The sequence below is a fragment of the Nodosilinea sp. FACHB-141 genome (assembly GCF_014696135.1).
In the GTDB taxonomy this organism is placed as follows: Bacteria; Cyanobacteriota; Cyanobacteriia; order Phormidesmidales; family Phormidesmidaceae; genus Nodosilinea.
Map to the genome: position 1 here is coordinate 150,956 of NZ_JACJPP010000018.1, position 12,832 is coordinate 163,787.

The window sequence follows — 12,832 nt, forward strand, 5'->3', positions numbered from 1 at the left end:
CTTGGCTGCTGTTGCTCTCGCAGCTGCCAAAAGCTCGGCTTCTGAATGAGTAAGTTAGCCGTTAGTCCACCCTCGAAGCTAACCCAGTGCAACTCTAATTACAGCAATACCCGGTTCCATCACAAAAGCTGCAACACTAAATAGAGACGTAGCGTTACAAAACGAGTCAGACTAGGAACAAAAAATGTATGCCTATTGAAAACGAAACCGTCCTTCCATTGACCGATAAGGCTAATTGACCTGGGCTCTACCATGACAACAAGTTAAGTCTCAGGAGGACTCAAATATGGCTTTGTACCATCTCAAAGATTACTACCCTAATTATCAAGACACCCTTGCCGACGGACAAATGGGAAGTATTGATTCCTACTCCGTTTATGCCCAGGGCGAAGACAAAGTTGGCACCGCCAAAGATCTGCTCGTAGACGAATCCGGTCGTTTCCGCTACCTAGTAGTTGACACCGGCCCGTGGATCTTTGGGAAAAACGTTTTAGTCCCGGTTGGTGTAGCCCGGTTTGACTATGACAAGAGCCGCGTTTATGTGAACGGCCTGTCTAAAACTCAAGTTGAGAACCTGCCTGAATACAAAGACGATACCGTCGTAGACGAACGCTACGAAGAGCAAGTTAGAGGTCAGTATCGACCCTTGGCTCAGGGCCGCTCTAGTCGTCAGTTTCTAGGTAGCACCTATGCTGCACCTAATGACGCCTCCAACATGAATCCTCTGGATTCTGACCGGATGAATCCTCTAGAAGTAGATCAGCAGCGCACTCAAACCACTGTTGGCAATACTCAAGGGGTCAACAAGATCCGCGAGACCATGGCTAGTCAAGATGTTGCCCAGCCAGCTCCTACTACCTACGATCGCGAACCTAGCATCTATGGTCTAAGCGAAGAAGACAACCACGGTCCTCTACGGTTGTATGAAGAGCGCCTAGTAGCTCACCGCAGCCGCGCTAAAGTGGGCGAAGTAGTTGTGGGCAAACGCGTTGAAACTCAAACCGCTGAGGTCTCTGAGCCAATCGAGAAAGAGCGCGTTGTGATCGAAAGACGCGATGTTGTTGACCAGCCCGCCGTAGGCACCGACCACGTCTTTGAGAACCAAGAAGTGGCTCGCATGGAAGTCTACGAAGAGCAAGTTAATGTCGAGAAAGAGGCTTTCGTTCGCGAAGAAGTGGATGTCCGGAAGGAAACCGATCGTGAGCTAATCCGCTCACGGGAAGAGATCCGACGTGAGGAGCTGGATGTCAACACTGACGGCAACCCCAAAATTGATCGCTAGGGTTTGCACCAGGAGATAGACGTTAGTATCTCCGTCTGTTCTAAGAGGGCGTAGCCGCGGCTGCGTCCTCTTAATATCTATGACAAATATTAGTTATTAGCTTACTTGCGTCTTAAAAATGTCTCAACAACATCTAATTAACAATGACGTCTTCGATCGCTCAGGATATCTAATCGGCAATGTGGTTAGAGTTGAGCCTTCGGCCGCAGATTTTTCTCTTATCGTGCAGCTCATAGGCCGTAATGGCGGAAATAACCAGGCCACCATTCCCAGCGCCTCTATTACAGATATAGACTCTGAGAATAAGACTATTTATGTCGACCGAGATCAGAGTGAATTTTCTCCCAACGCCGGTCAGAAAATTCAGCTGGTTGAAGAGCGTTTAGTCGTTAATCGTAAGCGTGTCAAGGTAGGTGAGGTCAGCGTCCGTAGGGTAGTCGAAACCGAGATAGTAGAAGTTCCCGTTCGGCGAGAAAAGCTTGTTATTGAGCATATAGGTAGCGGCAATCCCCCTGTCGAGATGAGCTTGGGAGAGACTCAGCTTCAAGGCCATGAGATTGCTGTTCAGCCCGACAGCAATCGAGATATCACTGCTAGTGGTACCTTTGAAACTATTCAAGGCGCGATGTCTTTTCTTAGTACCGCCGAACAGAGACCAGAGCTTCACTGCGAAAAAATCAGAGTGGCCATTCTTCTCGACGGCGAAAATGGTCTTAAAGGGACCATCTATGAGTTTGAAACTCCCCAGGCTGCAATTCAAAAGCTCACGCGGTTAGAAAAGGTTCTTTTAAACCAACTTAGCCACGTTCGCCTAGAGCTGTTTTTAAGCGATCCCACTATGGTACAAACCTATCAGAACTTAATTTCTGAATGTACTTCCGTTTAAAGCTTCGTCAAAAAAACTAACCAAGGAATGAGCGGCTTAACTGCTGCTCAAGTCCACACTGTTGTAGAGACTCATAGCTTTTTCGACCCCGTCGATGAGGGCTTTTTCAATCGCGCGCAGAGTCGTGTCAACCACCCCATCTAGGGTGCTGCGTTCGGTTTTAGAAAAGTTGCCCAGCACATGGGAAACAACAGCTTGATCCCCAACTCGTTGACTGGCCCCAATGCCAATTCGCAGGCGCGGGAAATCTTGGGTACCGAGGTGAGCAATGGCCGACTTCATACCGTTATGCCCCCCAGCCGAGCCCGACAGCCGCAGTCGCAGCCGCCCTACAGGCAAATCCATATCGTCGTAGACCACTAACACTTGGCTCGGATCTAGCTTTAGCCAGTCGAGTACCGCCCGCATCGATTGACCTGAACGGTTCATGTAGGTTAGCGGTTTGAGCAAATACACCTTCTGACGAGTTGGCCCAAATCCGGCTCCATACTCGCCCTGAAACCGCCGCTCCTCTTTAAGAGAAACAGCCCAGGCCTTGGAAAGGCGATCGACTACCTCAAAGCCAATATTGTGGCGGGTGCCTGCGTACTTATCTCCTGGGTTGCCCAATCCCACAATTAGGCAGGGGAGAGCAGGCGATGCTGCGTCAGCCATAGGTCAACGGCCCCTACTTAAGCAGGAGAATCGGTTTCAGCTGGCTCAGCTGCGGGGCTGCTGCCATTGGTGTCACTCGATTCTAGTGGAGCAACCTCGGGTTCAACCTCAGCGGCAACCTCAGGGGGTGTTAGCACCTTGGGCGATTCGGGTTCTAGAGTCGCCTTCATCGGTGTAGTCACTACCTTCTCAATTTGTTGGGCTTCCTTCTTGAACTCCTCCTCAAACTCCCGAGAAGCCTCTTGAAAGCCCTTGATGGCTTTTCCCATGCTGCGACCAATTTCGGGCAGCTTTTTGGGGCCAAAGACCAATAGCGCCAGCACCATAATTAGCGCCATCTCTGGCAAACCCACACCAAACACGTTCATAGGTCAACTCCCGAGTAACGACGGCTGTGCAAACGACCTGCTACTGTGCACCAACTATGCGTGCATCAAACGGCAAAAGAGGCTGGGTAGTCAAGGGTCTACACCAGCCTCAGATTAATAAATTTTGGATGCCGTATCCAAACTGCGTTGGCAAATCTGAGGGCAAACCGTTGTGGCTTGATCCCCAAACTCCCTAGAGCCCTACGCTGCGCCAGTCCACATCAAAGCTTTCCAGCACGATGGAAGAATTATAAAGCTGCAAAATAATCAGCAGAAACACGAAGAACAGACCGATAAAAACCGCCATCACAGGGGTAGTGCCCCAGCCGGGAGCAACCTTACCGTACTCAGAGTTGAGGGGCTTTAACACGTCTCCTAACCTAGTCCGTTGTGCCATGGATCCTTCCACAATCAACACTTTATAGTTCGTAATATTATAGGATGGGGTGGTTTCCTATTCTCATAAACCCCATGGAACCTGCAACAGTTCTTATCATTTCCGTGGCTGCCGTGGTGGTAGCCGTAACTGGTTACTCAGTGTACATGTCCTTTGGCCCCCCGTCCAAGCAGTTGGCTGACCCCTTTGACGACCACGAAGACTAGGGTTTTCCAGGGCGATGCCGCTAGTTTTGGGCATCGCCCCCGTGACCTCAAGTTTTTGGGTCAAAACCATTGATTGCGCAGGCTTCTGGTGGTAGGATTAGAAACCTGTGGATTTATTTTGGCTGTCCTGCCGCAATCCGTACAGGTCAAAACTTTCAACCTCAACGAATGTTGCTCTAAACCCTATGATTAAGCTTCGACTCAAGCGTTTCGGCAAAAAGCGGGAAGTTAGCTACCGCATCGTAGCCATCAATAGCGATGCCCGTCGCGACGGCCGCCCTCTGGAAGAAGTTGGCTTTTACAACCCCCGCACAGACGAAACTCGCCTCGACGTTGACGCCATTACGCGTCGCTTAGAACAGGGTGCGCAGCCTACCCAGACCGTGCGGCACATTCTTGAAAAAGCCAATTTGATCGAAAAGCGGAAGACCAACTTCAAGACCGAAGTTAAGGCTGAAGCCTAGCTCACCCATTGCTTTTAGCCCCTGCCCCCACCATGGATAGCCCTGATTTTCCAGGACTGGTTCGGTTTTTGGTAGAGCCTTTCTTAGACTCGCCCGATTCTTTGCGTATTGATTGCGAAGAGAATGCTGCGCAGTCTAAAGTTTGGATCCGAATTGCCTTTAAGGGTGATGAGCGGGGCAAGGTGTTTGGCCGGGGCGGGCGCAACATTCAAGCCATTCGCACTATTGTGCGGGCTACGGCAGCGCTGTCGGGTTGGTCAGCCTATGTGGATGTCTACGGAGCCTCAGAGCAGGAAGCTGGGACTGACCATAGGTCTTACAGTAGCCCTGCTCAGCGATCGTCGGGCAAGCCTAAGCCCCAGCTTCGTCCAAAAGTATAGGGTTTAGGCATACGCACTCCAGGCCTGAATTATTCTGGCAATCTTTATAGATGGATTCTCCCCTGCGGATTGAACTGCCTACATCAGAGGGCGCTGTGGCCCTGGCAGGCTACCGAGACGAAAATATTAAACTCCTGGCCAGCCAAACTGGAGCATCTCTAGTACTGCGCGGCCAGGAGTTATTTATTTCGGGCACTGACAACGGTGCGGCCCTGGCTCAGCGGTTGGTTATGGCTCTAGAGCCTTTGTGGAGCCAAGGGCAGCCAGTAACTACCGCCGACATTATGACGGCTCGACAAGCCCTTGATACCGATCGCATCGACGAGCTCCAAGCCATTCACCAGGATGTGGTGGCTCGCACCCGGCGGGGTGAGGTGGTGCGGGCCAAAACCTTTCGCCAAAAGCAGTATGTCAAAGCCTTGCGCAGTCAGGACATGGTGTTTTGCATTGGCCCAGCGGGCACCGGCAAGACTTTTCTGGCAACCCTGGTGGGTATTCAGGCACTGCTCAACAACGAATTTGAGCGCCTGATTTTGACCCGCCCGGCAGTCGAAGCCGGGGAGCGGCTGGGCTTTTTGCCGGGAGATTTGCAGCAGAAGGTAAACCCCTACCTGCGACCGCTCTACGATGCTCTCCATGAGTTGGTAGACCCAGAGAAAGTTGCCAACCTGATGGAGCGCGGCATTATCGAGGTGGCCCCCCTGGCCTATATGCGGGGACGCACCCTCAACAACGCCTTTGTGATTATGGATGAAGCCCAGAACACTACCCCGGCTCAGATGAAGATGGTGCTGACCCGCCTGGGCTTTAAGTCACGCATGGTGGTGACGGGCGATGTCACTCAAACCGACTTGCCGGCAGACCAGACCTCGGGTTTGGCCGTGGCTCAGCAGATTCTTAAAGGGGTAAACGGGATTGCCTTTTGCCAGCTCAACCAGGCAGACGTGGTGCGCCACCCACTGGTGCAGCGGATTGTGGCCGCCTACGAAACCTACGAGAGCCGGGTGACCAAGCGAGAGAGCCGGCCTTGACAGCCTTGTGCCTGGCAGAAGAACGAAGATAGCAAAGCGAGGAATGCCTGACGAGCTCTGAGTTTGGGCTTTTTAGGCTTTTCTAGCTATGTTTGTCGGCGATCGCACCAACCACACTAAAACTCTCCCTTACCCACGGTTCTAGGTAAGGGAGAGTCTTTGATAGAAAACTACTGGCTCAAGTGACCCAGTTTATTAGACGGTAGCGAATTCTGGCGCAGCCGTAACCGCAGTATTGTCCATCGGCACTGAGGCGTAGACTTCGGCGGAGTTGTTGGGGCTTTCGATCAGCTTAACCTTATGGAGGCTGGCACCCAAGTCAGCAATGGGGCCTTGCAGCAGATCGCGAATGTGGACGGCGATATTTTCAGCGGTGGGAACTACTTCAGCAAAGTAGGGGATGTCTTTATTGAGGAAAGTATGATCGAAGGGTTCAACCACGTGCTCATCAATGGCCGCCTGAAGCGCTGCCAAATCGACCAGCATGCCGGTGCGAGGGTCGATTTGCCCTTTAACGGTAACTTCTAGGTGGTAGTTATGACCGTGGCCGTGGGGGCGGGCGCACTTGCCGTAAATTTCGCAGTTTTCTTCGTAGCTGAGCCGAGGCGAGGCCAAGCGGTGGGCGGCACTAAAGTGGGTGCTGACGGTGAGAAAGGCTTCCATGGCATTACCTGAGTAGTCGGACCAGAGTTCGGGGTGTTCAAACAGCTGAATGTTGACGATGGGCAAGTGGGGCGCGAGGCGATCCCAGATCACCTTGGCCAGGTATTCGGTGGTGGGCAGGGTGTGCTGAAATTCTGGCCAGACATCGTTGAGGTAGGCAAAGTCAAGTTGGGACGTGACTTCCTTTTTGATCACATGCTTAACGTCAGACAGGTTAAGCACCATGCCGTACTCGTCTAGGTCACCTTCCATGGCCACATAGAGCACATAGTTGTGACCATGGCCGGGAAAGTTGATGCAGGAGCCAAACCGCTGGGCGTTTTCGGCGTCACTCAGCTCGCCTAGCCAGTAGCGGTGGCTAGCAGAAAACTGCGCCCGGCGATTGATTATGCATTTCATAGAACTGGAAACCCATGCAAGAGGCGATGGTTACGTTAAGCAACCGTTACATACTCAGCATAGTGTAAATTGCTTGCTGTTGCGAAATCGGCGTAAGCGGCGATCGCTGCAAAGAAACAGTAAAGATTTGCCGTAACCCCATCGCCCTCCTAGCTCCTCGAACCCTTAGCTGGCAAGCTATTCCCTGAGATAGATCTTCCTTTAAATTAAATGACATGGCTTGTTGACATCCAAAGGATTTAGTAAAATTGAATACAGAAAGTACGTTGACGTTCATCTGAGGCCACCTGGAGACTACTCCACTACGCCCTAGACGGAAGTAAGGAGATTGGCTCCCGAAGGAACGCACCCTGCTTAGGCAGTTTGTTAAATCCTTTGTCAACAAGAGGCGTGACATGAAACTTTGCTATCGCGGCGTAGATTACGATTACAACCCGCCTTCTCTAGAAGTGCGTGAAAGTGAGCTAACTGGATCCTACCGGGGTCGTCCGATAAAATTTTCCTACGTTAAGCATTTACCGATAACCCAACCTATCGGTAATTACACTTATCGTGGAGTTAGCTATAGCACCAATTGCCACGGGCAAATTGAGTCTTCCACGGCGGCTTCCGATCGTCAGCCTGTGTTGCAGGCGGAGCGGACTGCGGCAGGCAAAGGGCTACCCGCCCGGCGTCACCTGCTGCAAGAAGCGGCTGAAGCTCATCGCACTAGCATTCAGCAGTCGACTCAGCATCGTATTGAAGTGGCCCGTGCCCAGGGTAACGATCAACTGCTGAAGCAGCTTGAGGCTGAGCTACACCAAGTGGTTTAAGCTTTGCGTCAGCAACTCCGTTTTTTGCTGTAGCTGGAGCAGTGAGGGACACTCCCAAGGGGGTGTCCTTTTCTTTGCAATTTTTAGAGCGATCGCCCAAAGTTTCTCGTCTGCTTTGGTATAAGAGCGATCGCCCCCATGGACTGCTACAAAGCTTCCCACATAGGGAAGTGAGCCGGGGATTGACAGCTAAAGTTCTATCCGAAACTGGGCTAGGGCGTCGTTTTTTTGACCAAAGCCCCCAATGTTCCCTCAGTTGCAGTCAGGTAGTCGTTGGGGGCCAACCACAGCATTAGGCCTCGTTTGCCTGCCGATACGGCCACCGTCTCAAAGGTGCAGATCGACTCATCCACGTAGACTGGATAAGCTTTTTTAGTGCCCAAGGCGGTGACGCCGCCGCGAATGTAGCCTGTGAGAGGCTGTACGTCTTTAAGGGGCACAGTGTCGGTTTTGCGATTGCCCGCCAGCACCGCCAGCGCTTTTAGATCAAGCTGGGCGCTACCGGGGATGACGGCGAGGCAAACACCCGTGCGATCGCCTTTGACCACTAAGGTTTTAAACACCTGTTCCGGCGGCAATCCCAGTTTTTCAGCGGTGCTCTCAGCAGCCAGGTCGTCGGGATCCACCTCATATTCCAGCAGTTGGTAGGGCAGCTTGAGGCGATCGAGTATGCGGGCGGCGTTGGTCTTGCTCACGGAACGACGGTAGAACTTTGAAAGGTCAAATTAAAAGGGTTTAAGGTACAAGGTATCAGGTTCAAGGGGTGCGCCCCAAACCGTAAACTCGACACCTTAAACCCTTGCCCTTGGCTTCTTTGACCCTACTTAATAAACAGCATCTCCTGGTAGGTGGGCAGGGGCCAGAGGTCATCAGCCACTTCGCCCTCCAAGGCATCGGCGTACTCGCGCACCTGAACCATCAGGGGGAGAATGGTTTGGGCGCAGAACTGCATGTGCTCTTCCACCGACATGAAGTGCTTGGTCAGCAAGTCGCTTAACTCGTCTACCGAGGCCATCATCGACTTAGTCAACTCAGCCACCTTGGCCACGCTGTCTTTGCCAAACTCAATGCCGAGCCCATTGAGGCTGTCAATGGTCTTGGCGAGTTCGCCCATATAGCGCACGGCGGCGGGGTAAATGATGGTTTTAGCGATGCTGATCACTAGCTTGGCTTCGACCTCAATGTGCTGAATGTACTGCTCAGAGTAGGCCTCAAAGCGGCTGCCCAGCTCCACCGGGGTGAGCACATTCTCTTTGGCAAACAAGTCTTCGATGTACTGTTCGCGCAGCACGGGTAGGGCATCGGCGGTAGTGCGCAGGTTGAGCAGCCCGCGCTCGTTGACGGCCATTTCATGCCACTCAGTGGAGTAGCCGTTGCCGTTAAACACCACAGCCCCGTGGTCGCGAATTACATCGCGCAGAATGTCGTGGATGGCGACGTTGAGTTCGACACCGCTGCCCAGTTTGGCCTCAAGTTGGTCGGCCATCCAGTCGAGCGAGTCGGCCAGAATGGTGTTCATCGCCACCAACGGCCCAGAAACCGACTGGCCTGAACCCACGGCACGAAACTCAAACCGGTTGCCGGTAAAGGCAAAGGGTGAGGTGCGGTTGCGATCGCCCGCATCCTTAGGAAACACCGGCAGGGTGGCCACACCCAGATCCATGTCGCCTTTTGCCTGGGAACCAGTGACCTCACCCGAGGCAATTTGGTCAAACACATCCTGAAGCTGGCTGCCCAGGTAGATGGAGATGATCGCCGGTGGTGCTTCGTTGGCCCCCAGACGGTGGTCGTTGCTGGCGCTGGCAATCACCGCCCGCATCAGCGGCCCATACTTATGCACGCCGCGAATCACCGCCCCGCAGAACACCAGAAACTGCGCGTTGGAGTGGGGCGTGTCGCCCGGATCCAGCAGGTTGCCCTGGGTGGCGTTGCCCACCGACCAGTTAACGTGCTTACCCGACCCGTTGATGCCCGCGAAAGGCTTTTCGTGCAGCAGGCAAACAAAACCGTGCTTTTTAGCCGTGTTGCGCAGCACCGTCATGATCAGCTGCTGGTGGTCGCTGGCCACGTTGGCGGCTTCAAAGAAGGGAGCAATCTCAAACTGGCCGGGGGCCACCTCGTTGTGGCGAGTTTTGGCGGGAATGCCCAGGCGGTAGAGCTTTTCCTCTACATCCTGCATGAACACCTGCACCCGCTCGGGGATAGCCCCAAAGTAGTGATCGTCGAACTGCTGGCCCTTGGCCGGGGCCTTGCCAAACAGGGTGCGGCCCGCCAGCAGCAGGTCGGGTCGGATATTGGCAAAGCTAGCATCTACCAAAAAGTACTCTTGCTCAGCACCGCAGCTGGAGTTGACTGGGGCAACTTCGCTGTGGCCCAGCAACTTGAGCACCCGGGTGGCGGCCTTGCTCATGGCGGCGTTGGAGCGCAGCAGCGGAGTTTTTTTGTCCAACGCTTCCCCCGTCCAGGAGACAAATACCGTGGGGATGCAGAGGGTGACGCCGTTCTCAGTCTCCATAACGAAGGCGGGGCTGGTGACATCCCAAGCGGTGTAGCCCCGGGCCTCAAAGGTGGAGCGAATGCCGCCGTTGGGGAAGGAGGAACCGTCGGGCTCACCCTGCACCAGCACTTTGCCAGAAAACTCTGAAATCACTGACCCGTCGCTCTGCACGGAGATAAAGCCATCGTGCTTTTCAGCGGTAGCGTTGGTCAGGGGGTAGAACATGTGGGAGTAGTACAGCGCCCCCTTGGAGGTAGCCCAATCTTTCATGGCCACAGCCACGACATCCGCCACCGACACATCCAGGGGAGCCCCGGTGGTAATAGTCTTTTGCACCGACTTGAACACCGACTTGGGCAGGCACTCCTGCATCTTGCTGAGGCTAAAAACGTCCTTAGCCCAGAGATCTTCGAGCCGCCCAGGAGCGCTCACTGCTACCTTGGGACGGCAGGCGATGCTAGCAATAGCCTGGGCCCGCAATTCGTTTCCGCTCATAGAAGTCTCCTAGTTGGATGAGAAATTAAGCAAAGCTATCACTGGTGCGGGGTAACTCTCGGCTACGAATATCAGAAGAACCCGCCCTGGAAATCGTGATCGATAAGATTGCTCCTGGGGCGATGGTCAAAGACCAACCCTGAAGAGTCATCGCGATCGCCTCCATTAGAAAAGTCTGAGAGGCTTGACGGCTAGGCATCCTTGGGGAAAACCACATTGCCGAGACAGAAACTGGCAACCCCGTAACGGGAAATTTCTGTTTACAATGCTGATCGCCTAGCAGACAAAACAAACCTCTCAGACAAGCGTGAAGTACCCAAAAGGCTAAGGGTGGATGGCTCATAGGCCTAGACAATGTTTTTGAGCCCTATCTAACGACGCCACCCAAACAGACCTTGAGGAATAAAAAAACCTCGATGTTTAGATCAAAACTAAACCCAAAAGCCGCACTTCTCTAACTAGCTGAAATCACCCTGGAAACTATCAGAACAACAATTTCAGTCTTTGGGTTTTGCCAGCGATCGGGTTAAAAACCCGTAGAAATTTGCATTATGGATAGTAGAGGCAAAGCCTAGGGGGCTTTTGTAGCGACGAATACATTTGTCGGTTAATTTAGGTCCCTACAGATTGATGCTCAATTGCAACTTTGCTGAGGCCAGGCTCTAAGGTGGAGCCTAGGTCCATCCAACCCAGATGATGGGTTAGGAGTATTAGCGCGGCAACGCCGGGGGCGTTATGGGTTGATCTGATGAATCGAGGCTAATCAAAGAGGATTCACCCTTAGGCCCCCGTTCAGCACCGCTCTGGGTCAGAATAGTTAACATTCTGTGTAAACCCACTACAGACCGAGCACGACTATGCCGCGCATCCGAGACATTCTGCACAAAGGCGAACCGGGTCAGAGCACCACCATCCAAGGCTGGGTGCGCACTAAGCGTGAGGCCAAGGGCGTCACCTTTGTGGATGTCAACGATGGCTCATCGATGGCGGGTTTGCAGGTAGTGCTCAATGCCGACCTAGCGGGCTACGACACCGTCGTCAAAGACCTCACCACTGGGTCGTCGGTCGAAATTGGCGGCACCCTGGTAGAATCACCCGGCAAAGGCCAGCGCGTGGAGTTGCAGGGCGATTCAATCACCGTGTTTGGTACGGCAGACGGAGAAACCTACCCGCTTCAGAAAAAGCGGCATTCCTTTGAGTATTTGCGAACGCTGGGGCATCTCAGGTCACGTACTAATACCCTCAGCGCCGTCTTTCGGGTTCGCAATGCCTGCGCCCAGGCAATCCATCAGTTCTTCAATGAGCGCAGCTTTTTGTGGATTCACACCCCCATCATTACCGCCAGTGACTGCGAGGGGGCAGGGGAAATGTTTGCCGTCACGGGGTTAAACCTGGCAAATCCGCCCAAGGATAAAGCCGGCGCAGTGGACTACAGCCAAGATTTCTTTGGCAAGCCCGCCTACCTCACCGTCAGCGGCCAGCTTGAGGCCGAGATTATGGCGATGGCCTTTACCGATGTCTACACCTTTGGTCCCACCTTTCGGGCTGAAAATTCTAACACCTCCCGCCACCTGGCCGAGTTTTGGATGGTGGAACCGGAGATGGCCTTCTGCGACCTGACCGGCAATATGGATTTGGCTGAAGAATTCCTCAAGTACATCTTCCACTCAGTGCTAGAGCAGTGCCCGGAGGATATGACGTTCTTCAACGATCGCATCGACAACTCAGTGTTGGCCACCGCCGACAACATTATCAACAACACCTTCGAGCGCATCACCTACACCGATGCGGTGAAGCTGCTAGAAAAGACAGACCGAAAATTTGAATTTCCAGTCGAGTGGGGCATCGACTTGCAGTCAGAGCACGAGCGCTACCTGGCGGAGGAACTGTTCAAAAAGCCAGTGATCGTCACCGACTACCCCACCGGCATCAAAGCCTTCTACATGCGCCTCAACGATGGCGGTGAAACCGTCGCTGCCATGGATGTGCTAGCCCCTAAGGTGGGTGAGATCATCGGCGGCTCCCAGCGGGAAGAACGGCTGGATGTTCTGGAGCGCCGCATTGTCGAGGCGGGGCTAGATCCAGCGACTTACTGGTGGTACCTCGATTTACGCCGCTTTGGCACCGTGCCCCACGCTGGGTTCGGTCTAGGTTTCGAGCGCCTGGTGCAGTTTATGACCGGCATGAGCAACATCCGCGATGTTATTCCCTTCCCCCGTACCCCGGACAGCATCGAGTTTTAGTGCCTTAGAGGCTCTGACAAAACCGGCTGAGTTAGAGGATTTTTAAGGCAATTAT

At 53.4% G+C, this 12,832-nt stretch carries 14 protein-coding genes and 1 riboswitch; of the genes, 8 read left to right on the top strand and 6 right to left on the bottom strand.

The window, feature by feature from the left end:
• Window positions 1-286: 286 nt before the first annotated feature.
• A complete protein-coding gene (locus H6F59_RS18990) occupies window positions 287-1,282 on the top strand; it encodes a DUF2382 domain-containing protein (protein ID WP_190703860.1) in 996 nt (331 codons plus the stop codon).
• Between the two features lie 118 nt (window positions 1,283-1,400).
• Window positions 1,401-2,168: a YsnF/AvaK domain-containing protein gene (locus H6F59_RS18995; protein WP_190703863.1), complete on the top strand. Its 768-nt coding sequence runs from the start codon at window positions 1,401-1,403 to the stop codon at window positions 2,166-2,168.
• A 36-nt stretch (window positions 2,169-2,204) separates the two neighbouring features.
• On the opposite strand, the gene pth is transcribed toward H6F59_RS18995, so the two are convergent.
• The 3 genes from pth to psbH form a co-directional block, all read right to left on the bottom strand.
• Window positions 2,205-2,822: an aminoacyl-tRNA hydrolase gene (gene pth / locus H6F59_RS19000; RefSeq protein WP_190703866.1), complete on the bottom strand. Its 618-nt coding sequence runs from the start codon at window positions 2,820-2,822 to the stop codon at window positions 2,205-2,207.
• A gap of 17 nt (window positions 2,823-2,839) precedes the next feature.
• Window positions 2,840-3,190 carry a TatA/E family twin arginine-targeting protein translocase gene (locus H6F59_RS19005; protein WP_190703869.1) on the bottom strand — a complete coding sequence of 117 codons (351 nt, stop codon included), beginning with the start codon at window positions 3,188-3,190 and terminating at the stop codon, window positions 2,840-2,842.
• A 193-nt stretch (window positions 3,191-3,383) separates the two neighbouring features.
• Window positions 3,384-3,587, bottom strand: coding sequence for a photosystem II reaction center phosphoprotein PsbH (gene psbH / locus H6F59_RS19010; protein WP_073607619.1), 204 nt, complete (start codon window positions 3,585-3,587; stop codon window positions 3,384-3,386).
• A gap of 74 nt (window positions 3,588-3,661) precedes the next feature.
• On the opposite strand from psbH, the gene psbN reads away from it, so the two are divergent.
• The 4 genes from psbN (at window position 3,662) to H6F59_RS19030 (ending at window position 5,668) form a co-directional block, all read left to right on the top strand.
• Complete coding sequence (gene psbN, locus H6F59_RS19015) at window positions 3,662-3,793, top strand: photosystem II reaction center protein PsbN (protein ID WP_073607618.1); 132 nt, start codon at window positions 3,662-3,664, stop codon at window positions 3,791-3,793.
• Between the two features lie 185 nt (window positions 3,794-3,978).
• Window positions 3,979-4,257, top strand: a complete 279-nt coding sequence (gene rpsP, locus H6F59_RS19020) for a 30S ribosomal protein S16 (RefSeq protein WP_190521087.1) — start codon at window positions 3,979-3,981, stop codon at window positions 4,255-4,257.
• 32 nt (window positions 4,258-4,289) lie between these two features.
• On the top strand, window positions 4,290-4,637 hold the full coding sequence (locus H6F59_RS19025; protein ID WP_190703872.1) for a KH domain-containing protein: 348 nt from the start codon (window positions 4,290-4,292) through the stop codon (window positions 4,635-4,637).
• A gap of 50 nt (window positions 4,638-4,687) precedes the next feature.
• Window positions 4,688-5,668 (top strand): PhoH family protein, encoded by a 981-nt coding sequence (locus tag H6F59_RS19030; RefSeq protein ID WP_190521082.1) that lies wholly within the window; start codon window positions 4,688-4,690, stop codon window positions 5,666-5,668.
• 195 nt (window positions 5,669-5,863) lie between these two features.
• On the opposite strand, the gene H6F59_RS19035 is transcribed toward H6F59_RS19030, so the two are convergent.
• Window positions 5,864-6,730: a 6-carboxytetrahydropterin synthase gene (locus tag H6F59_RS19035; protein WP_190703875.1), complete on the bottom strand. Its 867-nt coding sequence runs from the start codon at window positions 6,728-6,730 to the stop codon at window positions 5,864-5,866.
• 268 nt (window positions 6,731-6,998) lie between these two features.
• Window positions 6,999-7,080: riboswitch (Glutamine riboswitch) on the top strand.
• Between the two features lie 45 nt (window positions 7,081-7,125).
• Between H6F59_RS19035 and H6F59_RS19040 the strand changes: the two genes are divergently transcribed.
• Window positions 7,126-7,542, top strand: a complete 417-nt coding sequence (locus tag H6F59_RS19040; protein ID WP_190703878.1) for a DUF4278 domain-containing protein — start codon at window positions 7,126-7,128, stop codon at window positions 7,540-7,542.
• Window positions 7,543-7,754: 212 nt separating this feature from the next.
• Here H6F59_RS19040 and ybaK read toward each other — a convergent pair whose 3' ends face one another.
• On the bottom strand, window positions 7,755-8,237 hold the full coding sequence (gene ybaK, locus H6F59_RS19045) for a Cys-tRNA(Pro) deacylase (RefSeq protein ID WP_190703889.1): 483 nt from the start codon (window positions 8,235-8,237) through the stop codon (window positions 7,755-7,757).
• A gap of 125 nt (window positions 8,238-8,362) precedes the next feature.
• Complete coding sequence (locus H6F59_RS19050; RefSeq protein ID WP_190703893.1) at window positions 8,363-10,534, bottom strand: glutamine synthetase III; 2,172 nt, start codon at window positions 10,532-10,534, stop codon at window positions 8,363-8,365.
• A gap of 857 nt (window positions 10,535-11,391) precedes the next feature.
• Between H6F59_RS19050 and asnS the strand changes: the two genes are divergently transcribed.
• Window positions 11,392-12,777: an asparagine--tRNA ligase gene (gene asnS, locus H6F59_RS19055; RefSeq protein WP_190703896.1), complete on the top strand. Its 1,386-nt coding sequence runs from the start codon at window positions 11,392-11,394 to the stop codon at window positions 12,775-12,777.
• The last annotated feature ends 55 nt before the right edge of the window (window positions 12,778-12,832 follow it).